Source organism: Natronomonas salinimetallica, from assembly GCF_013839515.1.
Classification (GTDB): Archaea; Halobacteriota; Halobacteria; order Halobacteriales; family Haloarculaceae; genus Natronomonas.
The window spans coordinates 17,151-40,334 of sequence record NZ_JACDNQ010000001.1 but is presented as its reverse complement, the minus strand read 5'-3'; the positions used below and the strand labels follow the sequence as shown (position 1 = coordinate 40,334).

Here is a 23,184-nt window from a genome sequence, read left to right as displayed (position 1 = left end):
GGGTCGCCCGCCATAAATGATATACCGCGATATGAAATACGGCTCAGAACGAAAACTGCCGCTCGCGCGCGCTCCGAACGTCGGCCGGATCGATGCGGTCGCCCTCGACCTCGACCGACTCGCCCGCCGACAGGCGTCCGAACGCCGGGCCCGGTTCGACGCCGAGCGACGCGGCGAGATCGGGATCGAACGCCGAACGCGCCGCGAACACCGACGACTCCCGGACCTCGACGGTGTCGTATTTCGAGCGCAGGATAGCGGCGATCGCCCCGATCACGGCACGGTACCGTTCGTCGTCGTTTCCCTCGGGAAGCGCGACCGACCCCGAGGCGAGGGTGGCCCCTTCGGTCGTTTCGTACGCGATCGTCGAGCGGTCGAGTGCCTCGATCACCGCCTCCCGATCGATCCCGTTCGCCTCCTCGAGCAACGCCTCCGGAAGCGCCCTCGTGAGGAACCCGTCGGCGCTTTCGGCCGCGGTCCCGAACCGGAGTCCCGACTCGACCGGGACGAGCGCGTCCTCGAGGCGTTCGACGAGAGCGAGCGGGACGCCGGTCGTCTCTCGGAGGAAGGTCTCGGAGAGGACCTCGAAGCCCAACCGCTCGAGGACGGACTCGATCCCGGGAGACGCGCCGTCGAAGACGGCGAACTCGGTCCCACTCATCTGGAAGGCCTTCGCGATGACTGCCCGCGCGTCCTCCGGGTCGCCCATCGCGTCGATCGCCCAGTCGGCGGCGATGTGGCCGACGCCCCAGTCGGTATCGGTCAGGATCCGGTCGAACCGCGGCGCGTAGTGGCCGCATCCGAAGCCGACGACCGTTCGTTCGCGGTGGGCCGACACGCCCCTGAGATCGAGGATCGATCGCGCGACGGCCCGGGCGGCGTCGGGATCGCGCCATTGAGCCTCGTCGCTGCCGACCTCGACGAAGAGCGACGGGCAGCCGACGGTGCTCGGCCCGTGGTGGGTGCACTCGATGCCCACGTCGTACCCCGCCGGAGCGTGTGCCCCGAGGCGCTCGCGGACCACGGCGAGCGCGTTCGGCGCGGCGCGGGCGAGCGACCCCGCTCTGCCGCCGTATTCGGCCGGACCGAAGTTCCCGGTGGCGTGTGCTGTGAGCAGCGGCCCCGTCTCGCCGGCGTGTCTGGAGGCGAAAAGCAGCAGGTCCGGCTCCCCGAACGCGGCTGCCACGCCGTCGAGATGCAAATGGAGGTCCTCGAAGGTCCGGAGTTCGGCCCCCTCCGTGCGGTAGTAGCGACCGCCGCCGTTTCCGTCCGATCTGGTCGGATCCTCGTGTTCGTCCCACTCACCGACCTCCAGGAGGTGTTCACCGATGTGTTCGGAGGCCTCGTCAGCGCGCGAAACGACGACTGCGAGCATACCACCGCTCGGGAGGCGACGGACAAATGCCGTGTGATCGATCCGTGCGCCGCGCGAGCGGTTTTATATCCCTATATACGGTTTATGCAGTTTCCGGTCCTCCTCGAAGGGGAGCCGCCAGTATGGCCGCAAAGCGCCGTATCGCCGGAGCGACGATCGCACAACGCTTTTGTTCGCCCGCCGGGTCGCTCGCGTATGCAAGTATTCGGCCTCATCGGGAACCCAGTCGAGCACTCGGTGTCGCCACCGATGCACGAGGCGGCATACGGGGCGTGCGGGATGGACGCCCGATACGTGACCTTCGAACCGAAGCCGGGGTCGATCGGCCGCGTCGTTGATGGGGCGAGTGCGCTCGGGATCGCCGGCCTAAACGTGACGATCCCGTTCAAAGAGGACGTCGCACGGGTCGTCGAGACCGATCCGCTTGCCGAACGCATCGGCGCGGTCAACACCGTCTCCTTCGAGGGGGGTCCGACGGGCTACAACACTGACGCGGCAGGCGTCGTCCGAGCGTTCGAACATCACGGCGTAGAACGCTCCGGGCAGGCGGTCGTCGTCGGCGCTGGCGGGGCCGGGCGGGCGGCCGCGTTCGCGCTCGCCGACGAGGGGATGGACGTCCACGTCGCCAACCGAACCGTCGAGCGGGCGGAGTCGCTCGCGGCCGTGGTCCCGAACGCGAGTTCGGGCGGCCTCGATGACCTCCGGTCCGTCCTGGCCGACGCTGATATCCTGGTCAACGCCACGAGTGTCGGGATGGAGTCCGACGAGACGCCGGTCCCGAAGGCCGCACTGCACGACGGTCTGGCCGTCCTCGACGCCGTCTACGCGCCGCTCGACACCCGCCTGCTCACGGAGGCCGGTGAGGTCGGTGCGAAGACGATCGACGGCGCGTGGATGCTGTTGTTTCAGGGCATCGAGGCGTTCGAGATCTGGACGGGCCGGAACGCGCCACTCGAGGCGATGAACGCCGCGCTCCGGGACGCGCTTTGAGTATCGTTCGCCCGGCCGCCGATCGGGTTGCTTCGGGCGCTACTTGCCCCAGAAGGGGTGTGTTGAATCACCGTAGAGCAGTGGAATTCACTGTTTCATGGCACGCTTGATGTTGTAGACGACATACATCAGGTCGATGGTCATTCGGTAGGACGTATCGAGGTCGTAGACAATGCAGGGAAAGTCATCGAATCCGCCGCCACCTTCCGGGGCGGCGGATTCATCTCCATCACCGGTAACAACTTGAGCAATCGGAACAACTTCGCTAATGAAGCGGAAGATTTGGGTCATGGACAACCGAATTATCGCGCTTCAGCTCCTTCGGTTTAGCGAGCTATCCCGACGCCACCTATAGTAGAGATCGGAAGACAGTACACACTCGATCGCACGGCGGCAGTACGATCGATGTGTACATAGTTGCGATGTCTACTATAGCCTAGATCGATTCAGTCAGTATAATAAACAAATGACCCTCCCACTTCTACTCGTTTCAATATACCTTCTTCATATAGATCTCCAAGACGGCGGTATGCTAAATCATACGAACATCCGACTTTTTCGCTCACCAGTTGTGTACTTGCTACATCCAGATTTTTTACAGCATTAACAAAATCAGAGTCAGAATAAGATTGACTGTATTTACCCTCATCGTCCCGGTCTTTCGGCATACAAGCTGATTTACGATGCCACTGTATAAATTCAATTCATACCGCACCATTCAATCCAGAATTGAACGGATATCTTTATACGATTGTGGCTACATGATCAATTACGATGAGTGAGACTGCCGAGAGGGAGCTTATTACGGACTTTACAGATGTATCGATGGATGACCTGAAGGTTAAACATGATACAGTCCAAACCAAGTTGACGGGACAAGAAGAAAACGAATTGATTCTGTCTGCGTATGTTGCCCGAAATTCCGAAGTATTTCCGAAGGTGCTTGAATTACATGTAGATAACGGGTCTACCATAGCTGATGTAACATATGGAAAAGGGGTATTTTGGAAGAATGTAGACCTTGGAGACTACGAAGTTTATGCATCTGATCTGGATCCAAAAAAATCTCCATCGGGACACTCTGTAGACTGCCGAAATCTACCATACGAAGATAACAGTCTTGATGTAGTTGTTCTTGATCCACCATATGCTGAAGGTTTCTTTAGGAAAAATAAGGAGATGCTTGCGGGAGGAGATGGATCACATCAACAGTTCAGGGAGAGCTATTCAAACGGAGAGGTACTCGACACAAATGGTTCAAAATATCACCAAGCTGTTCTCGACGTGTATTATAAAGCTGGTATAGAAGCTCATAGAGTTCTAAAAGAAGATGGAACATTTATTATCAAGACTCAAGATGAGGTAAGTGCTAATACACAAGAACTTACTCACATACAGATTACTAACTTCTATGAAGGTGAGCTTGATTTTTATACTAAGGATTTATTCGTGACTGTTAGAAGCAATAAACCCGCAGTCTCTGGTATGAATACCCAAGTTCACGCTCGTAAGAACCATTCGTTCTTTATGATTTATGAGATGGATACAAACGACCCAGTAAATGTCCTGTACAACGATTAATACTGACGGACAAAAGAATGTACACACGACGCACGAGGATCACGCCGCTCGACGGAGCGAACGGCGGATCGCTCGTGAGTCGGTTTCATTTGATTTCGTCCACCAGTATAAATACCATTATCGTTCTGCTACGATCTCATCCATTAGCTCATACAAGCTTTTTGTAAATGGTTCTTGAAGCGGGATTGTAAGTTTAATCTGAGAGCGAGCAAGCTTCTGCCTCAAACTATCTGGGTAACTGCTCCCTTTGGATCGAGGTAGATCTTCTACTTTCAGAAATGCGAAGTCCCATTCATCTTTAATTTTATACAGATTGACCGCCATTATATCAACATCAGTATCATCGACATTCATCAAAGTTGTATTGTACTCGTTTCCTTCGTGTATAATCGTGCGTTGATCTGATGTTCCCTTAAGATGGAATCCTGCTTTATATTGAATCGGCTCACTCCCGTCATCAGTCAGAGCCTGTTGGTCTTTATTCACCTCTTCGATTGTATGCGTCTGTAGACTCTTTACTTCAATCTTCATCGGCTCACCCTTCCATTTGAACGCCCAGTCGCCTTTGTCTGCTGAATCTTGATCAGCTGGACTGCGTAGGTCAGTTACTCGTTCATCATCTTCTAAGAAAGATTCTCGTAATCTCTCCTCTGCTACATACCCATATATAGCACTCAAAGCATTCGAATTTTTGTCTATAATCCTATTGAACTCTTCAGGGTCTAACTTCCAATCATTCCAGTAGTCGTTAACATCATCATCCATACCACCGGCTTCAAACTGCTAAATTAAATCGATCGTTTAAAGCTTAAATTTAATGGGCTGATTGGGATCCAGCAGTTCACTCATTTCTTTTTCTCTAATCATTATCTTCTTGGTTTTTTCTTTTTCACTCATTATTTTGGCTAAAATCCTTAAGAAAAGTCTGTATTTGAGTATGTGTTATTGCTTCTGTCTCAGAAGTGGTTATAACCGTATCGTCTAATACTGACGAACAAAAGAATGTACACACGACGCACGAGGATCACGCCGTTCGACGGAGCGAACGGCGGATCACTCGTGAGTCGGTTTCATTTGATTTCGTCCACCAGTATAAGTGCTGAACTATTTTTTACATCATCGAGAGCGTCTCTTGTGCGTCCATGCTGTGCTTTTATTTTATTTATAACTTCACGCTTTTCTTTGCTTATTTCTCCACTCTGTCGGTCTTCCATCCGTCTCATTTCCTGTTTGACAGAGTATCTAACCAACTGAGATAGAGACGTAAATTAGTCTGATTCTTCAACGGCTTTTTTCAATCGTCCCTTTCGTCTTTTTTATACGGAGGGTGTAGTTCGTATAGCCCTCTTTTATATTTAAAGGCAAGAACTGAATGAGCATAGGTCTTACTTACGGAATAAGTAACGGCTGGTTTATTTGCCCCAGAACGGATCCCGCTTGCGCCGCTTGTCGAGGTACATCCGAAGCGCTTCGAGTTCGTCCGACGGAATCTCGTCGGCCAGCTCCTGTTCGAGGATCTTGGCGTGTTTCTCGGGGATCTCGGTCCACAGTTCGTCGCCCTCCTCGATCTGGCGGCCGACGGTCGGGCCGTCGATAGAGGCGGCGATCGACTCGCCCATCCGCGCCGAGTCGACGTCCTCCCCGGCGTCCTGTAGCGATTTTAACTCGCCGACCCGTTCGGGCTCGTTGCCCGCCCACTTGACGACCCGGGAGTTGCGCTTGAGCGTCCCCGACAGTACTTCGACGCCGACGACAGCGGGGTTGGACTGCCTGAAGACGTGATCTTCGAGGATCCGAAAGCGACAGGGTCGCTGTATCTTGTCGAGGATCTGCTCCTGTTGGGCGTCCTCGATCGCTGCGACGTGCTCTTCGTACTCCTCGACGAGTTGATAAATAACGTCGTCGGCGAAGAGGTCGACGTCGCCGGCCTGTTCGATCTCGTCCTCGGCGTCGTCCAGGACGTCGACGTTGAACGCGAGGATCGCGGCGTGTTTCGGCTCTTCGGCGGTCGAGGCGATGGCCACGTCCCGCGGGGCGACGTCGCCGACCTCCGCGCGGACGATCGGTACTTCCGCCTCCTGGAGGGCGGCCGCGATGGCCTCCAGAGAGCCGAGCGTATCGGCTTTGACGACAACGCCCTGTTCTTCGGTGACGACCTCGATGTCGGCGAGTTCGGCCCGCACCTCCGCGACGACCTCCTCGACGTTGCGGTCGCGGACGACGCGGACCGGCGCACCCGCCATCGCGTCGTCGAGGTCGGGGGCAGCGATCTTGACCCCGGCGGCCGCCCGCACCGCGTCGACCTGCTCGAACTGGCTTTCGGTCCGGATCTCCGCGAGCGGCCGCGGCTGGAGCAACGCGCGAACGTCGGTGATAATCGGCTCGTTCTTGCCGCCGACGACGACGGTGTCGTCCGAACGGATCACCCCGTCGTAGAGGACGATATCGAGGGTAGTACCGAAGCCGCGTTCGTCCTTGACTTCGAGGACGGTCCCGATACCGGGGCCGGAGGCGTCGATCGACATCTCCGATTTCAGATACCGCTGTGAGAGCCCCATGAGGACAGTCAACAGGTCGGGGATCCCCTCGCCGGTCTCCGCGGAGACGGGGACGACACCGATGTTCTCTCGGAAGTTCTGGACCCGCCAGTACATGTCCGCAGAAAAGCCCTCGTCGGAGAGTTGGCCGATGATCTCATAGAGCTTCTCGTTGAGCCGAGTCTCGGCGCGGTCGCTTTGGGCTTCGAGTGTCGCCTGGACCGGCGTATCGGGGTTTGGGTTCCAGCCGGGGATCGTATCGATCTTGTTCGCGGCGACGATGAAGGGTGTCTGGGTTCGTTTCAGGATATCGAGCGCCTCGTGCGTCTGTGGCTGGAAGCCGTCGTTGACGTCGACGACGAGGATGGCGATGTCGGCCAACGCCCCGCCCCGCGAGCGGAGCGTCGAGAACGAATGGTGTCCCGGCGTGTCGATGAACAACAGACCGGGCAGATCGAAGTCCGTCGGATCGACGAGGTCGCCGGCGATATCGGAGATCGTCCCGAGCGGAACGGCCGTCGCCCCGATGTGCTGGGTGATCGCGCCGGCCTCGCCCGCCGTGACGGCCGAGCCGCGGACCTCGTCCAGCAGGCTCGTCTTTCCGTGATCGACGTGGCCGAGGACGGCAACGATCGGCGTCCGCAGCTCCGCGCTTCCGGCGGCGTCGGTGGTGTCGGATTCAGACATAGAAGAGCCCCTTGTATGTTCGTGGCTCGCCGCGGCATATAACCGTTTCAATGTCGGATCGCGCCCCTCGTGGCGTGGAGGCAGCCACGGATGCGGGTCCGGGCTCCCCGGAGAGCTCACGTCACGCTTTTTCGTCCTCGGACCGTATCCGTCTCCGATGGACTCCGCTGCACTGTTGGATCTCCTCGGGAACGAAAACCGCAGACGGATCCTGCGGCTGCTCTCCCGGAAGCCCTGTTACGTCACGGAGATCAGCGAGTACCTCGGCGTGAGTCCGAAGGCGGTCATCGACCACCTCCGAAAACTGGACGACGCGGGGCTGGTCGAATCCCACGTCGACGACGGTCGACGGAAGTACTTCTCCATCGCACGGAACCTCCGGCTCGAAGTGAACGTCTCCCCCTACGAGTTCGGTACCAAAAGCGCGTACTCGGCGTCGCCGAACCTCGATATCACCTCCTGGCGACACGTCTCGTTGCACGTCGGCCGGGACGCCGGGGGGAACGACACCGCGTCGGCGGGCGGGGCGGACTCAAGTCCCGACGCCCCCCGAGCCGACGAAGCGGACGAAGGGGGAAACGGCGCAGATCACGACCTCGGCGATCTCGTCTCGGATATCGAACAGCTCGAACGGCTCGAAAACGAGCTCTCGATGGCCCAGCGGTGGGTACAGGGCCGGCTCACCCAGACGCTCGATCGGATCAGCGCGCACTTCGAGGGCGTCGACGGCCGCTTCTATGGGGATCTGATCCGCGGTCTCGCCGGCGGCTCCGAGACCGCAGACGCCCTCGCCCGGCGGGTCGATGCGCCCCCGGACGTGGTCGCCGACGCGCTGGACGGTCTGGCCGCACACGGCGTCGTCGAACGGGACGGCGACCGCTGGCGGCTCGTCACCGACAACGCCTAGATGTCCCGCGTCAGCCCGTCCCGAAGGTCGCGGCCGAAGTACGTTCCGACCGCGGCGACGGCGGCCCCGAGCACGCCGGCGGCGGCCACGAGCGGGACGCCGGCTCCGCCGAGGACGGCGACGACGGCAACGTCGAGAAACGTCCCCCCGGCGGTCGCGATTGCGCCCGCGAGCGCCGTCTCCGCGTAGCGTCGATCCGAGACGGCGAGTCCGAGCAGAAACGTCGCAGCGAAGACGCCGAGCAGCCCGGCCCCCGGAAGCGGAACGAACGTGCTCGCGGCGAACAGCCCGCCGACAGTCACGAACAGCGCAGCGAGGAACGTCCGGGGCGAAAAGATACCGAGAGCGCGTCCGGCGGCGCGGCCCCGGAGGCCGTTTCCCGTTCCCTCGGAGCCGACCTCTCGATCCCGCGTTCCGTCGGCGCCAGGGTCGAATTCGGCGTCGGAACCGGGGTCGAATTCGGCGTCGGAACCGGGGTCGAATTCGGCGTCGGAACCGGGGTCGAATTCGGCGTCGGAACCGGGGTCGAATTCGGCGTCGGAACCGGGGTCGAATTCGGTATCAGCGTCGTCCGTGGTGTTCGCAGGACGGTCCCGCGTCCGGGTCCGATCGCGGCTCATAGACCCACTATGTGGCGCGACGGGTATCCGTCTTTCCCAGCCCGGTGTCGTTTCGCCCCATCGACGGAGGCACGCTTCGAGCGCCGTATCGAAGCCGGCACGTTCGTCGGCTTGGACAAGCGTTGTGTTCCGTGATCCCCTCGCTACCGTATGAGTACACAGGACGGCGGCCACCGAGAGGCCGCGATCGCAGCCGTCGCCGAGCGGGACTACGGGACCGCCGGCGACCACTACACCCGCGCCGCCTGGCGCGTGCTCGCCGACCCGCGCCCGGAAGCGGAGCCGTTTGCCCCCGACGAGAAGGGCTGGACCGGCGTCGGATTGGGATTTCTCGCGCTCGCCGGGATCTGCTATCGGATCGGGGGGACGGCGGAGCGGGCCACGCGCCGAAGCGTCGAGGGCGTCGCCGTCGCCCGCGACCTCGCCGAGGGGGTCGAACGGCCGGCTCAGCGGGCGTGTCTCGGGGAGTTCGTCGCTGATTTCCGCGCCGTCGGCGGAACGGACGATCACGAGGCCGCCTACCGGGAGGCCGCCGACGCCTACCGGGCCATCCGCGAACGCGGCGGGGATGCGCCCGACGGCCGTGGCCCGCAGTACTGGGGAACGACGCCGCTTTTCGAGGCGGCGGCGGCCCCGATCAAACAGGTCGCCCGCGGCCTCTCGAACGGCGAGATCGCCGTCGCCTGGGAGGACCTCCACGGCCCGGATCCCGCCGATCCCGGGGCGTTTCTCGCCGCCCGGGCGGCCTACAAACGACAGCGCTTTCCGGGGCTGTTGGATCGGGCCGTCGAGGAGGGATTTCTCGCCGCCCCTCGCGGCACCACGGAGTACTCGACCGACCACCATCGGTGTCCCGCGTGTTCCTCGACGGACGTCAACTGGGTCGCGGGGCGGGCGCTCTGTCTGCGGTGTTCGCGTCCCACGGCGGAGCGGTGACCGGCCTCCGCCCCGGAATCGGCTCCCGGAGGGGTCGAACTCGGCGCGGGTATCGCCGGGTCGCGGACAGCCGCACGTCGCCCGGAAGCGGTCGGCCGCCGTCGACCCCGACGTTTCCGGTCCGTAACGACCGTACGGCGGCTCAAATCGAGTACGCGAGCCGTTCGCCGACGTCGAGGCCGCTCGAAAGCGCCGCGTGGATCCGCCCCTCGCCCGCGACCCAGTCGCCGAGACAGTACAGCCCCGCCGATTCGGCGGAGTCGAGCGGGCCGTGACGGACGCCCTCCTCGGGCAGCGCGTAGCGCCAGCCGTGGTGATCGGTCCAACTCGGTTCGGCGAGGCGCTCGTCGCCGACGATATCCGCCGTCGCTCCGGCGAGTTCGGCGACGTTGTCCGCGGGGTCGCGGTCGTAGTGTCGGTTCGACCACTCGCCGCTCGCCTGCACGACGAGCAGCGATTCGCCGTCGGGGACGTGTCCCGGTTTACACTCCTCGCGGGAGATCCATCCGACCGAGTGGTTCGAATCGGTGTTGACGAGCCCGTAGTAGGGCCGATCGAGTTCGAAGGGGTAGCGCAACACGGCCGTCCAGATCGCCCGGTAGGGGACCTCGGCGACGGCCTCCCGAAGCGCCGCGCGGTGCTCGTCGTCCCACTCGGCGTCGGCGAGTAACTCGGCCGTCTGCGGGGCGGGGGGGTTCAAAACGAGGACGTCGAAGGGGCCCCACGATCCCCCGCCGGCGTCGAGAAGCGTCCACGTGCCGGTCCGACCGGGACTCGTCCCGTCCGCACGCCGGCGTATCGTCTCCACGCGCGTCCGACGGTGGACTGTCGCGTCGGTCCGCTCGAACAGCCGCTTTGCGATCTGGGTGAGCCCCGACTCGTAGCTCCATTTGTGTTCGTCCGCGTCGCGACCCGGCGAGACCGATCCGGACCCATCGAAGGTGTAGATCGGTTCGGTGACGTCGACGAGGCCCTCGGTACCGAGGGTCTCCGTGAGCAACTCCACGACGCGTTCGTCGTCGGATTTGACGTAGTTCGCGCCGTAGTCGTAGACGAGGTCCTCGTGTCGCCGCGTCGCCGCCCGGCCACAGAGCCCGCCCGACTTCTCGAGGACGGTCACGTCGGCCTCGGGAACGGCCGTCTCGACGACGAGCGTCGCCGCGGCCGCGGCCGCGCCCGCACCGACGATTCCGATAGTTGTCATGCCCGCGGCTACGGATTCAGTCCACTAAACACCCGGTTTGTCGGTCATTTTCGACCCCGAAGCCGATCGTATCCCCCGGCGGCGGGCCACCGTCCCGTCCGGACCCCCTTCGCTACCCCTCGACCACGGATTCGAGAAGCTTCGATTGGGCGGCCGAGAGATGCCCGCGAAACGTCGCGGAGTTGATATCGAGGGCGTCGGCGACCTCGCCGGCGTTGGCACCCTTCGGATGCTCGAAGTAGCCCATTCCGTAGGCAGTTTCGAGCACCTCCCGCTGTCTGTCGGTGAGCCGACCGCGGTCGACGACGACGGTATCGGACTGCTCTGGATCCCCCGACTGGACGAGGTGGTCGAGGCTGACGTCGCCGAACGTCTCGCGCAGCGTCATGACGACCCCCCGGAGCGTTTCGACGTCCTCGGGCCGAAAGACGACGCGCAAATCGCCCCCGTTCGATTGCACGTCGACGACCGGACAGCCGAACGCCTCGATCTGTTCGCAAAAACACGTGTCCGAGCGGTCCCGCTCGAAGCGATAGACGCTGTATCGGTCGTCACCGAACACCTCTTTCGTCCCGTCGGGCGTCGACGTGTCGGCGTCGAGTTCGAACTCCTCGACGGTTCGGTCACCGGCGTCGGTCCACCGCACCGAGTCGACCTGCTCGCCCGTCTCGGCTGCGGCGTCGGCGACCGGACACCCGTCCGGATCGTCGATGCTGACGGCCGCTTCGAGTCCCATACGAAGAGTTGGTGATACCGCCACTTTTTATTCGCTATCGTTCCCGGCGGCTGGGACCGGGTGGCTATGCTTATAAACCTTGAGTAAGCGGAACGGAACGCCCGGCGGGCCGACCGACGTGGAATCCGAGGGACCGATCAGAGACAGAACATGAACGGGTACATCAACGCGACGCGGTCGCCCGCCTCGAGTTCGGTGTCGAGCCCGTCGATGTGCTCGTTGAACCGGCCGTTGATCGCGACGCGGGCGAACGCGCGGGTCTGTTCGCCCTCGGGGTTCTTTTTCCACTCCCCCGGCGGATCGCCGTCGGTCGGGGCCCAGCCGTTCGTCGTCGCCTCGGCTTCGGTCTCCGCGATGAGCATGTCGGCGACGTCGTACTCCTCGAAGAAGGCGTCGAGGAACTCTCGGAGTGTCGAGCCCTCGAAGGTGTACTCGAAGCTGTGCTCGCCGATCTCGGTTCTGACGTGGCCGGTACAACGGACCTCCACGGTGGTCCGAGCGGTGGATTCCGTCCGTTCGTCGGGTGCCTGATTGGTGCTCACACACACATATATAAACTACTACAAAAAATCGTTCCCGCCGAACGTGTTCGGCCGGGTGAGGCGTGGCCGAGGGGGACGTGAAAGGTCGCTGCGGCCGGTATCGAACGGCGCGAGCGATCAGTCGGCGCTTGCGGGCGGCAGTGCACCGCGCCGTTCGTCCTCTTCGAGATAACACTGCGGATCCGGACCGAAGAGGCCGTTTCCGTCCGCCAGCGCCCGCAGCCGCGACCCGCCGCGGCAGATCTCCTTATATCGGCAGTCGGCACACCGTCCGGTCAGGTTCTCCGGGCGGTTCCTGACCGCCTGGAGAAGCGGGTTCGAGTCGTCCTCCCAGACGTCGGCGAACGACCGGTCACGGACGTTACCGAGGCTGTAGGTTCGCCAAAACTGCGTCGGGTGGACGTTGCCGAGGCAATCGACCGCGGCGACGCGCTCCCCGGCCGGGTCGCCGCCGTTCTGTTCGAGCCGTTCGTAAATGCGCCGGGCGGTGTCCTCGCCGAACTCCCGGCGGGCGTACTCGACGATGTAGGCCGCATCGGCGTAGTTGCCGACCAACAGCGTCTCGATCTCGTCCCCGCGTCGGTGTGAACGAAGCGTCCGATCGCAGATCCGCTTGACGACGTCGCGGCGTTCGGCGGCGTCGAGGTCAACCGAACTGAGGTCCTCCCCGCGGCCGCTATAGGAGAGATGATAAAAGCAGAACCGATCGAGGCCGACGTCGGTCAACAGGTCGACGACGCCGTCGAGGTCGTCGACGTTCTGGCCGGTGACGGTATAGCGAAGCCCCGTTTTCAACCCCACGTCGAGACAGGTCTCGATCCCCTCGACGGCGGCCTGGAAGGCACCGTCGACGCCCCGGAACTCGTCGTTCAGTTCGGCGAGGCCGTCCACGGAGACGCCGGCGTAAGCCAGTCCGGCCCGCTTGAGCCCGCGAGCCCGATCGGCCGTCAAAAGCGTCCCGTTCGTCGAGAGGACGGGGCGGATCCCGGCGTCGGCCGCGTAGGCGACGAGTTCTTCGAGGTCCTCGCGGACCATCGGCTCCCCGCCCGAGAACAACACGACAGGCACGCCGTAGTCGGCCAGGTCGTCGAGCAGCCGCTTGCCCTCCGCGGTCGTCAACTCGCCGTCTTTCGGTTCCGACTCCGCACCCGCATAACAGTGGACGCACTTGAGATTACACCGGTTCGTCGTGTTCCAGACCACGACGGGCCGGCGCTGGGCGCGGTCCGTGACCGGAGTTTCGGTCCCGGTATCGATGTCGTACCGGAGACGGTTGCCGTCGGCGCCGTGATCGCACAACAGCGTGCTGACGGAGATCACGTCAGGACCACTCCCGGTTGCGCGGCTCCTCGCCGTCGACCGGCCGATCGACGGTCGATGCCTCGTCCGCCAACTCGTGGGTCGTATACCGGGCCACGTCGCCGCTCGGACAGATCCAGACGTCGTTGGCGTGCCACGCGAAGAGCCGACTCGCGAGTTCGTAGGCTCCGTCGGCGTCGTCAGCGCGGACGCTGCCGACGTGTCGCATGGGGTCGTCCCCGTCGCTGCGGACGAACACTTCGAACTCGCTGCCGTGTGGTGCGCGGTCGTCGCTATCGAGCCGTCGTCGGGTCGATTCAGCCATACGCGCGCTTTGGCCTCCCACCTTCAAGTCAGCTCTCTCGATTCCCAGTTGGCGGGAGTCACCGGTCGCCCGACCGGAATCGGGCGTCCGCCCCCTGTCTCACCGGGCGAGAACGTCCTCGAAGGTTTATATCTCGGGGCTCGAAGCGGCACATATGACCGACTCCCCCAGCGGCTTCGGCTCGAAACGGAGCCGACCGGCGGGCCATCCCTACACGCTCGAGGTGGTCCCGAGCGATCCGGCCGGTCCCGGCGGCGAGTACACGTTCTTGCCCCGCGACGCGGACGAAGGCGAACGGCTCACCCAGTGGATCACCGCCGACAGCGATGCGGTCGTCGAACTCCGGACGTGGCGTTGATACGCGCACTGTCGCCGTGTCCCAGCGAGCGTCGAGTCCGGTCGGGTGTCCGTCGGGGACCACCGGCATGTGTCACGGCCTGACAGCCGATAGTATAAGTACCGTGGACCGTTTTTCGGGATATGGCAATCGATCGCCGGGCCGAGATGTCGGCCGAGGAAACCGACACCTTCCTGGGTGCCCACGAGACGGGCGTACTCTCGCTCGCGCGGGCCGATGAACCGTACGCGATACCGATCTCTTATGGGTACGACGCGTCCGATCGGCAGTTCTACGTGCGGTCCGTCTCGACGCCCGACAGCGAAAAGAACCGGTTTTTTTCCGCGGATCCGGACGCCAGACTCGTCGTGTACGACGACGAAGACGATACCTATCGGAGTGTCATCGCCGTGGGAACCCTCGATCGGGTGGACCCCGCGGAACTGACGGTCGAGGACATCCAACAGTACGGGTCGGCGAAGCGGCCGCTCTTCGAGATCTGGCCGAAAGCGAAGGGCGAACTCGACATCGACCTGTACCGTCTCGATCCCGAGGTGCTGAACGGACAGATGATAGAGATCTCCCGCGAGGAGTGATCGCGGCCCGGCGTGTTTATACTGCCGGCTGTCCGTCGCGACCGCCTGTCGTCCCCCGAGGCCGCGACCCGCTCGACATGGAGGCAGCCAGCAGTACTAGTTCTCCGCGTCCCCGACGCGGATCGCCTGGATGAGCGAGTACACCGGAACCCCGTCGATCTCCTCGACCCCGTGTTTGTCGACGAGTACCACGCAGGCGACCGGCTTGCCGCCGCGTTCTGTGATCCCATCGATCGTCTCGCGCATCGTCGTTCCGCTCGTAATCGTATCGTCGACGACGTAACACTCCCGATCCCGGAGGTCGGCGAAGTTCTGTGAGAACGTCCCCTGTAGGTTCTCGATGTCGCCCTCCTCCCATTGGTGTTTCCGCGGCGCATAGGCGGCGATATCGGTGTCCAACTCCCGGGCGACGACCGTCGCGAGCGGCGCGCCCGCCTTCTCGATGCCGACCGTCAGATCGACCGATTCCCCCTGCTTCGAGAGCAGGTCCGCCATCGCCATACCGGCGTAGGCGAGGCGCGATGAGTCCCGGCCCAGCGCGCTCCAATCGACGTGGATGTCGTGGGGGCCACCGGTCTGTGCCGTGGTCGTCGCGGCCGACTCCCCCCCGCGCTCGACGAGCCACGTCGCCGTCTCGCGGGAGACGTTCAGTTCGTCGGCGATCTCCCCCATGGAGAAGCCACGCTCCGATAGCTCGCTCGCGCTCTCGATGAGACCGTCGATGTTTTTCATGCGTTAAAATGATCGTCTCGGTTGATAAGTCATCGGGGCATCCCCTGCCCGCCCACACCGTCGTCCCGCCGGCCGGCTCACTCGACGACCGCCGCCTCGAGGAGTTCCAGTGGGTGCCGGATCTCGTACCCCGTGCCGTGTTCCATCTGCATCGCACAGGTGGGACACTCCGTCATCCCGGTTTCCCCGTCCGTGTCCTCCATGTGTTCGAACATCTCCTCGCCGATCTCCATCGACTTGTCGTACTTTTCGGCCTTCCAGCCGTAGGTCCCGGAGATGCCCGAACAGGAGTCGCCGACGTCCTCGACGTCGACGCCGTCGAGGTCGCCGAACAGCTCCACCGCCTGCCGGTTGAGCCCTTGATTTCGGGCGTGACACGGGGCGTGGTAGGCGAACTCCTCGGCGAGGTCGCCGTCGATCTCGGTCTCGTCTATGGCCCCGCGGAGGTCCTCGTGGATCCGGAGGTACTCCACCGACTCGAAGGTGTGTGCAGCCACCTCCTCGACACCGTCGATGTCGAACAGCTCCGGGTACTCCTGGCGTAGCGCCATCGAACAGGACGTACACGACGCGATCGCGTCGTAGCCCTGCTCGACGAGGTCCGCCATCGAGGAGACGTTGACCTCGGCGTGACGCCGGGCGTCGGTGAGCATCCCGTTTGCGAACATCGGCGTGCCCGAACACCGCTGTTCGGGGACGACGACCTCGTAGCCGAAGTGCTCGTAGACGCGGACCATCGCCTTCCCGACCTCCGGGGTGTTGTAGTTCGAGTAACAGCCGTGGAAGTACGCCACCTTCTTGTCGGCGTCGACGGGGTCGCCGCGGCGCTCCCGGTTCTCGCGTGCGCGCTCCCGCGACCCGCCCGCGGCCCCCTGTCTGTCCCACCACTCGCGGAACGTCTCGGTCGCGAACGCGGGAAACTCCCGTTCGCTCGTGACGCCCATCGTCTTTTCCATCACCCACCGTGCCGGCCCGAAGTTCATCACGGCGTTCGCGAGACGGGGCACCTTGCTGGCGAACCACGCGGACGTCCGGTAGTTCGCAAGAATCCGGTTGCGGATGTATTCCACGGAGAGCTTCGACATCTGGTTTTCGACGTACTCCCCGCGGGCGGTGTTGTGCATCTGCGAGAGCGGCACCCCGGACGGACACGCGTTGTCACAGCGCATACAATTCGAACAGTCCATCACGGAGTCGTCGACCTCGTAGTCCTCCTCGTTCTGTTTGAGCCGCCACTGTTCGGGTCCCTGGAACTTCGGCCCGGGGAAGTCGTCGTCGACCTCCGCGACCGGGCAGTTCGTATCGCACGTCGAACATTTATAACACGAGTCCGCGCCTGGGCGGAGGTCGAAGTCCGTGCTGTCGGGGAAGACGTCGACCGGTTCGAACTCCTCGCCGGTGTTCGGCTCCGCCGGTTCGAACTCCGTCGGAGGCCGTTCGGCGTCGCTCATTGTGCCTCCTGTGCCGCGCGGCGGCCGGCGGCATAGCCGGTCGAGATAGAGACGCCGCTTCCGGATTTCTCGGCGGCGAAGTCATACCCCCCGAGGACCGATCCCGCGGCCCGGAGGTTGTCGAACTCGACGCTCCCGTCGCCCCCGACCGGCCGGAGGTCCTCGTCCGTCCGGACGCCGAAGCGGGCGAAGTCGTGATCGCCGAAGGCCTCGCCCTCGAACCACTCGTAGCGGTCGTCGGCGTGTGGGACGTGACAGTCGAAGATCGGCTCGTATACGCGTCCGCGGTCGGAATCGACGCCCTTGCCCACCAGTCCACCCGTCGCGAGGACGTACTGGTCGGCGCTGTTGGGGATCCGTGCGCCGTTTTTTTCTATGTATACCCGCTCGATTCGGCCCTCGCCGTCCGAATCGACGACCGGGTTCCCGGTCTCGAAGCGTCCCCCGGCCCGATCGAGCGCGTCGAAGAGAGCGTCTTCGAGCCGCAACCCGGGCAGCGATGGCGGCCCCATCGGCACCTCGAAGACCGCCGCGCCGAGGGCGTCGCTCAGGGCGGCCCGGACGCCGGCCGTGTCGTCGTCGCCGAGGATCGCCGGGAACCCGACGCGGGCCTCGCCGTCGAGTTCGGCGTTGACCCGCTCGGCGAGCGCCTCCCGCACCGGTCGATTGCGCCCGCGGACCGCGACGTCGCCGTTCGTGTCCAGCAACTTCGCGTACCGCGTCACCTTCGCATCGGCGCGGAGATCGCCCGGAAACCGGATCGTGACGCCGCGTACGTCGAAGGGGACGCCGGCCGCCTCGAGGTGCGCCGCCGCGTGCGGGGCGTCGAAGTCGACCATCGATTCCAGCCCGACCAACAGGACGTCGCGGCCGTCGCTCGCGAGGCCGGCGCTGGCCCCGGCGGGGTATCGGGCGGTCGGCTTGATCGTCCCACCGTGGGTCGGCACGAGGGCGTTGGTGTCGGTGTGGCCGCCGCGGTAGTTCGGTACTACCTCATCGAAGAGCGAAAGCGCCTCGCGGATCCGTTCGACCCCGACGGTTCGGTAGGGGTGTTCCGTCGGCAGCGACGGGATGGCCGCGTACGGATCCGTCAGCGGTCCCTCGCCCGCGGGGGTGTAGCCGAGTACGTCGACCAGCCCCGACGCGTTCCTGAGCGTGCTCTGTTTATACGAGACGAGACGGGTGTCGGCACCTACCCGTGCCGACGCCAGCGCGCTCGTGAGGCCGGCGAGGCCGCCGCCGATGACGAGCACGTCGGATTCAATCGCCACAGTACTCACCCCCGTCGGTCGCGACCCCACCTCTCGGTGACCCGTCGGCCGGTTCGACGCCGTCGTCGAACGCGGCGAAGTCAACCGGATCGCCGTCAGCGGGGTCGTTGTCACGGTTCTGGGTCGTCGCGTGCAGCGCGTAGTTCAACATCGCCTGGGAGAGCTGTTCGCCCCACAGCGCGTGTCGCTGGCCCCGCCAGCGCTCTTCGAGGAGTTCGTCCCACGCCGCCCGCGTCGTCGCCTCGTCGTACTCGTCGTGGAGTTCGTTCGCCATCCGGTGACAACAAAAGCCCCCCTGGCAGTTCCCCATCGACGAGCGGGTCCGGATGCGGACCGCGTTGAGATCCGACCCCGACTGTCCGATCGCGTCTTGGATCTCCGCGCGGGTGACGCCTTCGCACGCGCAGACCGTCGGGTTCGGTCCGTCGGTTTTCAACACCTCGTCGGCCCGCGAGCCGAGCCGTTCGACGCTCCGGCGGCCGATCGGCGATCGGAGACCGAACTCGTCCATGTAGTCTCTGAGCACCGAGAAGTCCTCGCTGCCGGGCAGCGGCACGTCGGCGGTTCGACACTCGGCGTCGATGCCGAACTGTTCACAGACGTGGTCGCTGATCTCTTCGCCCATCATCCGGTAGGTCGTGAGCTTTCCGCCGACGATGCTCGTCATTCCCTCGAGACCGTCGCGCTCGGCGTGATCGAGCAGGAAGTAATCCCGGGTGATGTCGGTCGGGTCGTCGCTGCCGACGTTCGGCGGCTCGTACAGCGGGCGGACGCCCCAAAACGAGCGGATGGTCCGCGCTTCCTCGAGCATCGGCACCAACTCGGTGAGCGTCTCGAGCATCATGTCAACCTCCCACTGTTCTTCTGGATAGTCCTCCGGATCCTCGACCTCCTCGTCGGTCGTACCGAGGATACAGGTGGTCTCGTGGGGGACGACGATGTCGGCGTCACCCTTCGGACGACAGCGGTTGATCACGGTGTCGACCTGCCGTGTGTTCATGATGGTCATGACGCCCTTCGAGGGGCGGACCTCGACGTCGACGCCGGCCATGTCGCCGATCCGTCCCGCCCACGCTCCCGTCGCGTTGACGACGTAGTCCGCACGGATCTCCTCGCGGCCACCCTCCGTCCCGTGGACGCGCTCGCCGGCCCCCGAGGCGTGCTCGACTTCGACCCCGACGACCTCCTCGTCCTCGACGATGAGGTCTTCGACGGTCGAGTGGGTCTCGATGCGCGCGCCGTGTTCGCTCGCGCTCGCGGCGTTCGCCGCCACGAGCCGGAAGGGATCGACGGCCCCGTCCGGCACGGAGATCGCCTTGTCGATGTCCTTTGCGAGGTGCGGCTCCATCGCGCGTGCTTCGCTCGCCGAAACCACTTCGGCGGGGATGTCACACGCCCGACAGCCCTCGAGTTTCTCCTGGAAGTACTCCTCGGAGTCCTCCGGCCGCTTGACGAAGAGGCCGCCGGTCATCTCGACGCAGTGGCCCGCGATGTCCCTGAGCACGCGGTTTTCCTCGATACACTCCCTCGCGCTCGCCTGGTCGGAGACGGCGTACCGCCCACCGCTGTGGAGGAGCCCGTGCATCCGGCCCGTCGTGCCGTGTGTCAAATTCCCCTGCTCGAGGAGGGTAACGTCCAGCCCGCGCATCGAGAGGTCCCGGGCGATCCCGATCCCCGTCGACCCACCCCCGATGACGGCGATGTGTGGTGCCGATGCCATGTCTGTTACTCTCATTGTGCCCGACCTACTTTATTTCATCGATAAGCCGGATATCCGAGTAAATTAACTGGCGGTCGCGGCGGAGCGCCCGGACCGAGCGCGGCCGACGTCCGAGGAGTCCGTCCGATATCGGCCCGTTCACTCCCCGAAACGGCCCGTAACCGACCCACAGGCGGCGTGTAAACGGGTTTCGTCGGCAGGGAGCCGGACGTACCGTCGGCCGAAGGGCCGTCGAAAAACGGTGTTCGTACGGACCGATGGACGCCGTATCGGGGGCCGAGATCCCCACGATCCGCGAACGAACCGCTCGATGGCCGGTGAGGAAGGCGTCCTACGAGCCGACCGAAAGCGTCCTACGAGCCGACCGAAAGCGTCCTACGAGCCGGTCCAAGGGTTCGCTGCCGACCGTTCGCCGATATCTTTATTGATAAACCCCCAATTATGGGTAACATTTAATACATAGTGTCCTATTGTTTATTGGCAAGGTGGCTACGGAAGTAAACTGCCGCCTGCAGGAGCATATACAACGATGACAACCTCATACGTCGGCGCGATCGACCAAGGAACCACGGGAACCCGCTTCATGGTCTTCGACCACAGCGGGGAAGTAATCGCAAACGCCTACGAACAACACGAACAGATCTACCCGGAGCCCGGTTGGGTCGAACACGACCCCGTCGAGATCTGGGAGAACACCCAAAGCGTCGTCACGAGCGGCCTCGCCGACGCGGGGCTCGACCCGGAACAGCTGGCGGCGATCGGGATCACGAACCAGCGCGAGACGACGATCGTCTGGGACAAAGAAAGCGGCCGGCCGGTACACAACGCGTTGGTCTGGCAGGACCGCCGGACGACCGACCGCGTCGAGGAGATCCAGGAGGCCGGCAAGGTCGAGGAGATCCGCGAGAAGACCGGCCTGGAGTGTGATGCGTACTTTTCGGCGACGAAAACGGAGTGGATCCTCGACAACGCCGAGCCCCTGAAGCTCCAGAGTAGCCGATCTCGGGACCTCCGCGACCGTGCCCGCGACGGCGAGTTGTTGATGGGGACGATCGACTCGTGGCTCATCTACAATCTGACCGGCAACCACATCACGGACGTCTCTAACGCCTCCCGAACCATGCTCTACAACATCGAGGGCATGCACTGGGACGAGGAGCTGCTGGCGGAGTTCGACGTGCCGGCGGAGATGCTGCCGGAGGTCCGGCCCTCCTCCGACGAGAATCTCTACGGTCACACGGACCCGGACGGGTTCTTGGGCGCGGAGGTCCCGGTTGCGGGGGCGCTCGGCGACCAGCAGGCGGCGCTGTTCGGCCAGACCTGCTTCGATGCGGGTGACGCCAAAAACACCTACGGGACCGGGTCGTTCTACCTGATGAACACCGGCAACGAGGCCGTCTCCTCCGACCACGGACTGTTGACGACGGTCGGCTTCCAGCTCTCCGGCGAACCCGTCCAGTACGCCCTCGAAGGGTCGATCTTCGTCACCGGCGCGGCCATCGAATGGCTCGAGGACGTCGACATCATCAACAACGCCGCCCAGACGGCCGAGCTCGCGAGTTCGGTTGATTCGACGGACGGGGTGTACATGGTGCCGGCGTTCACGGGGCTCGGAGCCCCCCACTGGGACGGCCGTGCCCGCGGGACGATCGTGGGAATGACCCGCGGGACCGGAAAAGAGCACATCGTGCGGGCGACGCTGGAGTCGATCGCCTACCAGACGCGGGACATCGCCGAGGCGATGGAGGCCGACTCGGGCGTCGAAACCACGACGCTGCGGGTCGACGGCGGGGCCGTCAAAAACAACTTCCTGTGTCAACTGCAGGCCGACATCATCCAGACGGAGATCGCCCGCCCCGTGGTCGACGAGACCACCGCCCTCGGATCGGCCTACGCCGCCGGCCTGGCCGTCGGCTACTGGGATGACCTCGACGAACTCCGCTCGAACTGGCAGGTCGACCGCGAGTTCGATGCCGAGATGGCGTCCGAGCAAGCCGACGAAATGTACGGTCGATGGGACGACGCCGTCGAGCGGTCCCTCGATTGGGCCCAGGAGGAGTGATCCATGTACGATATCATCCTTCAGGTCCCGGTCATCGGCATGCCGTGGGAGGACTTCGCGCTGCTGTTTATCACCGCCCTCGCGGGCGGCGCGTTCGGTGCAGCCATCGGCGCCCTCCCGGCGTTCATCTTCACCGGGTTCGTCGTCTTCCTCGGCGAAGGGCTCGCTATCCTCCAGCGTGAGGTCGGCGGGGCGGTCGCGGAGATCGGTCAAGGCGAACTGGCCGCGGGCGTGACCGGCGTTATCGGTTTCGGTGCGATTACCGGACCACACATCGCCTTCGCCGGCGGTGTCGCCGCCTCCGCGTACGCCGGTAAGAAGTACCCCGAGATGGAGCCTGACGGTTGGGATTACCACTTCGGGAAGAACATCCTCTACGCGTTCGGCACGAAACCGGACATCCTCGCGGTGGGCGCCATCTTCGGGGTTCTCGGGATGTTTATCAATCAGTTCGCGGCCGCGATCCTCGCTGTCGGTGGGACTGGAATCACCGACTCGATCGCGCTGTCGGTGTTCACTACCGCGTTCATCGCGCGGGTCGTGTTCGGCTACCCGCTCGTCGGAAAGGCGGCCGGATCGAGCATACTGGATATGTCGCCCTTCGAACGTGAGGAGCCCCGCATGGCCACCGACGGCGGCGAAGTACCGCTCGAACACGAGGGACGTCTGGCCACCGAACCGTGGCTGCCCCACCAGTACAAATGGGGCGGCGTCGCGACGATCGGTCTCATCGGCGGGATCCTCGGCGGCTACATCTGGATCCAGACCGGGAGCATCTTCCTCGGCTACGCCATCTCCGCGATCAGCCTGCTGTTCTTGAACCTCGGCGTCGAAAAGATCCCCGTCACCCACCACATCACCCTCATCGGCGCGGTCGGTGCCGTGGTCGTCGCCCCCGTCGCGGGAAGCGTCGTTGCGCTCCTCGCGGCCGGCGTGTTCGGCGTGGTCAGCGGCCTCCTCGGCGAGGTGACCCAACGGCTGTTCTATTCGCACTCCGGGACGCACGTCGACCCCCCGGCGATGGCGATCGCGATCGCGATGTTCTTCATCGCGGTCCTCTCGATAGCCGGCGTGTTGCCGAACGCGGGTTACCTCTAGATCGAGGTGTCGAACCGCGTTTCGGGCCGACGTATCGCTCAGAACCGTGGCACGTCGGGCCAACACACCGGTCCGATGCGCCGCAGCGTCCGTCCCCGCGGGAGGGGATGGGCGCTCTCTCAACCGGGGTTCTTTTTATGCCGTGGCTGAAATCACCCGCTATCACACACGTGGACTG

Annotated in this window: 22 protein-coding genes and 1 pseudogene; 8 read left to right on the top strand and 15 right to left on the bottom strand. The window is 63.7% G+C overall.

Annotation, left to right across the window (positions count from 1 at the left end; genetic code table 11):
• Positions 1-43 precede the first annotated feature (43 nt).
• Positions 44-1,375: a D-aminoacyl-tRNA deacylase gene (locus tag HZR14_RS00180; protein WP_181690847.1), complete on the bottom strand. Its 1,332-nt coding sequence runs from the start codon at positions 1,373-1,375 to the stop codon at positions 44-46.
• A gap of 195 nt (positions 1,376-1,570) precedes the next feature.
• Between HZR14_RS00180 and HZR14_RS00175 the strand changes: the two genes are divergently transcribed.
• On the top strand, positions 1,571-2,365 hold the full coding sequence (locus tag HZR14_RS00175) for a shikimate dehydrogenase (protein ID WP_181690846.1): 795 nt from the start codon (positions 1,571-1,573) through the stop codon (positions 2,363-2,365).
• Between the two features lie 126 nt (positions 2,366-2,491).
• Here HZR14_RS00175 and HZR14_RS00170 read toward each other — a convergent pair.
• Positions 2,492-2,656: pseudogene (locus HZR14_RS00170) on the bottom strand (IS5/IS1182 family transposase); the annotation flags it as partial.
• Between the two features lie 155 nt (positions 2,657-2,811).
• Entirely contained in the window at positions 2,812-3,033 is a 222-nt protein-coding gene (locus HZR14_RS00165) for a transcriptional regulator (RefSeq protein WP_181690845.1), read from the bottom strand.
• Positions 3,034-3,139: 106 nt separating this feature from the next.
• Here HZR14_RS00165 and HZR14_RS00160 point away from each other — a divergent pair, with 106 nt between their 5' ends.
• Positions 3,140-3,946, top strand: coding sequence for a DNA methyltransferase (locus tag HZR14_RS00160; protein WP_255479124.1), 807 nt, complete (start codon positions 3,140-3,142; stop codon positions 3,944-3,946).
• Between the two features lie 117 nt (positions 3,947-4,063).
• Here HZR14_RS00160 and HZR14_RS00155 read toward each other — a convergent pair whose 3' ends face one another.
• Both HZR14_RS00155 and infB read right to left on the bottom strand, forming a co-directional pair.
• Complete coding sequence (locus HZR14_RS00155) at positions 4,064-4,711, bottom strand: hypothetical protein (RefSeq protein WP_181690844.1); 648 nt, start codon at positions 4,709-4,711, stop codon at positions 4,064-4,066.
• Between the two features lie 647 nt (positions 4,712-5,358).
• On the bottom strand, positions 5,359-7,170 hold the full coding sequence (gene infB, locus HZR14_RS00150; RefSeq protein WP_181690843.1) for a translation initiation factor IF-2: 1,812 nt from the start codon (positions 7,168-7,170) through the stop codon (positions 5,359-5,361).
• 157 nt (positions 7,171-7,327) lie between these two features.
• Here infB and HZR14_RS00145 point away from each other — a divergent pair, with 157 nt between their 5' ends.
• Positions 7,328-8,077 carry an ArsR/SmtB family transcription factor gene (locus HZR14_RS00145; protein ID WP_181690842.1) on the top strand — a complete coding sequence of 250 codons (750 nt, stop codon included), beginning with the start codon at positions 7,328-7,330 and terminating at the stop codon, positions 8,075-8,077.
• Here the strand turns inward: HZR14_RS00145 and HZR14_RS00140 are convergent.
• Positions 8,074-8,697, bottom strand: a complete 624-nt coding sequence (locus tag HZR14_RS00140; protein ID WP_181690841.1) for a DUF8526 domain-containing protein — start codon at positions 8,695-8,697, stop codon at positions 8,074-8,076. The genes HZR14_RS00145 and HZR14_RS00140 overlap by 4 nt on opposite strands.
• Positions 8,698-8,847: 150 nt before the next feature.
• On the opposite strand from HZR14_RS00140, the gene HZR14_RS00135 reads away from it, so the two are divergent.
• Positions 8,848-9,633 (top strand): hypothetical protein, encoded by a 786-nt coding sequence (locus HZR14_RS00135; protein WP_181690840.1) that lies wholly within the window; start codon positions 8,848-8,850, stop codon positions 9,631-9,633.
• 142 nt (positions 9,634-9,775) lie between these two features.
• On the opposite strand, the gene HZR14_RS00130 is transcribed toward HZR14_RS00135, so the two are convergent.
• From HZR14_RS00130 to HZR14_RS00110, 5 genes are all read right to left on the bottom strand, one after another.
• Complete coding sequence (locus tag HZR14_RS00130; RefSeq protein ID WP_181690839.1) at positions 9,776-10,837, bottom strand: NAD(P)/FAD-dependent oxidoreductase; 1,062 nt, start codon at positions 10,835-10,837, stop codon at positions 9,776-9,778.
• A 112-nt stretch (positions 10,838-10,949) separates the two neighbouring features.
• On the bottom strand, positions 10,950-11,573 hold the full coding sequence (locus HZR14_RS00125; protein ID WP_181690838.1) for a helix-turn-helix domain-containing protein: 624 nt from the start codon (positions 11,571-11,573) through the stop codon (positions 10,950-10,952).
• Positions 11,574-11,710: 137 nt separating this feature from the next.
• Positions 11,711-12,115 (bottom strand): MoaD/ThiS family protein, encoded by a 405-nt coding sequence (locus HZR14_RS00120; RefSeq protein ID WP_181690837.1) that lies wholly within the window; start codon positions 12,113-12,115, stop codon positions 11,711-11,713.
• A gap of 117 nt (positions 12,116-12,232) precedes the next feature.
• On the bottom strand, positions 12,233-13,435 hold the full coding sequence (locus HZR14_RS00115; RefSeq protein ID WP_181690836.1) for a TIGR04347 family pseudo-SAM/SPASM protein: 1,203 nt from the start codon (positions 13,433-13,435) through the stop codon (positions 12,233-12,235).
• 1 nt (position 13,436) lies between these two features.
• A complete protein-coding gene (locus HZR14_RS00110; RefSeq protein WP_181690835.1) occupies positions 13,437-13,739 on the bottom strand; it encodes an Htur_1727 family rSAM-partnered candidate RiPP in 303 nt (100 codons plus the stop codon).
• A 154-nt stretch (positions 13,740-13,893) separates the two neighbouring features.
• Here HZR14_RS00110 and HZR14_RS00105 point away from each other — a divergent pair, with 154 nt between their 5' ends.
• Together HZR14_RS00105 and HZR14_RS00100 are read left to right on the top strand one after the other, a co-directional pair.
• Positions 13,894-14,097, top strand: a complete 204-nt coding sequence (locus HZR14_RS00105; RefSeq protein ID WP_181690834.1) for a DUF7511 domain-containing protein — start codon at positions 13,894-13,896, stop codon at positions 14,095-14,097.
• Positions 14,098-14,219: 122 nt separating this feature from the next.
• The gene (locus HZR14_RS00100; RefSeq protein ID WP_181690833.1) at positions 14,220-14,672 is read left to right on the top strand and encodes a pyridoxamine 5'-phosphate oxidase family protein; all 453 of its coding nucleotides are present in this window, start codon (positions 14,220-14,222) and stop codon (positions 14,670-14,672) included.
• Positions 14,673-14,768: 96 nt separating this feature from the next.
• On the opposite strand, the gene gfcR is transcribed toward HZR14_RS00100, so the two are convergent.
• The 4 genes from gfcR to glpA all read right to left on the bottom strand — a co-directional run bounded on the left by gfcR (position 14,769) and on the right by glpA (position 19,846).
• The gene (gfcR, locus tag HZR14_RS00095; protein WP_181690832.1) at positions 14,769-15,404 is read right to left on the bottom strand and encodes a transcriptional regulator GfcR; all 636 of its coding nucleotides are present in this window, start codon (positions 15,402-15,404) and stop codon (positions 14,769-14,771) included.
• Positions 15,405-15,481: 77 nt separating this feature from the next.
• Complete coding sequence (locus HZR14_RS00090) at positions 15,482-16,855, bottom strand: anaerobic glycerol-3-phosphate dehydrogenase subunit C (RefSeq protein ID WP_181690831.1); 1,374 nt, start codon at positions 16,853-16,855, stop codon at positions 15,482-15,484.
• Positions 16,852-18,126 carry a glycerol-3-phosphate dehydrogenase subunit GlpB gene (glpB, locus tag HZR14_RS00085; protein ID WP_181690830.1) on the bottom strand — a complete coding sequence of 425 codons (1,275 nt, stop codon included), beginning with the start codon at positions 18,124-18,126 and terminating at the stop codon, positions 16,852-16,854. Before glpB ends, HZR14_RS00090 begins: the two co-directional genes overlap by 4 nt.
• Complete coding sequence (glpA, locus tag HZR14_RS00080) at positions 18,116-19,846, bottom strand: anaerobic glycerol-3-phosphate dehydrogenase subunit GlpA (protein ID WP_181691042.1); 1,731 nt, start codon at positions 19,844-19,846, stop codon at positions 18,116-18,118. The genes glpB and glpA overlap by 11 nt, the downstream gene beginning before the upstream one ends.
• A 529-nt stretch (positions 19,847-20,375) precedes the next feature.
• On the opposite strand from glpA, the gene glpK reads away from it, so the two are divergent.
• The gene (gene glpK / locus HZR14_RS00075) at positions 20,376-21,908 is read left to right on the top strand and encodes a glycerol kinase GlpK (RefSeq protein WP_181690829.1); all 1,533 of its coding nucleotides are present in this window, start codon (positions 20,376-20,378) and stop codon (positions 21,906-21,908) included.
• Positions 21,909-21,911: 3 nt separating this feature from the next.
• The gene (locus HZR14_RS00070; protein ID WP_181690828.1) at positions 21,912-23,006 is read left to right on the top strand and encodes a DUF7973 family transport facilitator; all 1,095 of its coding nucleotides are present in this window, start codon (positions 21,912-21,914) and stop codon (positions 23,004-23,006) included.
• The last annotated feature ends 178 nt before the right edge of the window (positions 23,007-23,184 follow it).

Bases quoted from the DNA above. Each gene is read 5' to 3' on its own strand.
- HZR14_RS00180 (WP_181690847.1), bottom strand. From the start codon at position 1,375: ATGCTCGCAGTCGTCGTTTCGCGCGCTGACGAGGCCTCCGAACACATC.
- HZR14_RS00175 (WP_181690846.1), top strand. From the start codon at position 1,571: ATGCAAGTATTCGGCCTCATCGGGAACCCAGTCGAGCACTCGGTGTCG.
- HZR14_RS00165 (WP_181690845.1), bottom strand. From the start codon at position 3,033: ATGCCGAAAGACCGGGACGATGAGGGTAAATACAGTCAATCTTATTCT.
- HZR14_RS00160 (WP_255479124.1), top strand. From the start codon at position 3,140: ATGAGTGAGACTGCCGAGAGGGAGCTTATTACGGACTTTACAGATGTA.
- HZR14_RS00155 (WP_181690844.1), bottom strand. From the start codon at position 4,711: ATGGATGATGATGTTAACGACTACTGGAATGATTGGAAGTTAGACCCT.
- infB (WP_181690843.1), bottom strand. From the start codon at position 7,170: ATGTCTGAATCCGACACCACCGACGCCGCCGGAAGCGCGGAGCTGCGG.
- HZR14_RS00145 (WP_181690842.1), top strand. From the start codon at position 7,328: ATGGACTCCGCTGCACTGTTGGATCTCCTCGGGAACGAAAACCGCAGA.
- HZR14_RS00140 (WP_181690841.1), bottom strand. From the start codon at position 8,697: ATGAGCCGCGATCGGACCCGGACGCGGGACCGTCCTGCGAACACCACG.
- HZR14_RS00135 (WP_181690840.1), top strand. From the start codon at position 8,848: ATGAGTACACAGGACGGCGGCCACCGAGAGGCCGCGATCGCAGCCGTC.
- HZR14_RS00130 (WP_181690839.1), bottom strand. From the start codon at position 10,837: ATGACAACTATCGGAATCGTCGGTGCGGGCGCGGCCGCGGCCGCGGCG.
- HZR14_RS00125 (WP_181690838.1), bottom strand. From the start codon at position 11,573: ATGGGACTCGAAGCGGCCGTCAGCATCGACGATCCGGACGGGTGTCCG.
- HZR14_RS00110 (WP_181690835.1), bottom strand. From the start codon at position 13,739: ATGGCTGAATCGACCCGACGACGGCTCGATAGCGACGACCGCGCACCA.
- HZR14_RS00105 (WP_181690834.1), top strand. From the start codon at position 13,894: ATGACCGACTCCCCCAGCGGCTTCGGCTCGAAACGGAGCCGACCGGCG.
- HZR14_RS00100 (WP_181690833.1), top strand. From the start codon at position 14,220: ATGGCAATCGATCGCCGGGCCGAGATGTCGGCCGAGGAAACCGACACC.
- gfcR (WP_181690832.1), bottom strand. From the start codon at position 15,404: ATGAAAAACATCGACGGTCTCATCGAGAGCGCGAGCGAGCTATCGGAG.
- HZR14_RS00090 (WP_181690831.1), bottom strand. From the start codon at position 16,855: ATGAGCGACGCCGAACGGCCTCCGACGGAGTTCGAACCGGCGGAGCCG.
- glpA (WP_181691042.1), bottom strand. From the start codon at position 19,846: ATGGCATCGGCACCACACATCGCCGTCATCGGGGGTGGGTCGACGGGG.
- glpK (WP_181690829.1), top strand. From the start codon at position 20,376: ATGACAACCTCATACGTCGGCGCGATCGACCAAGGAACCACGGGAACC.
- HZR14_RS00070 (WP_181690828.1), top strand. From the start codon at position 21,912: ATGTACGATATCATCCTTCAGGTCCCGGTCATCGGCATGCCGTGGGAG.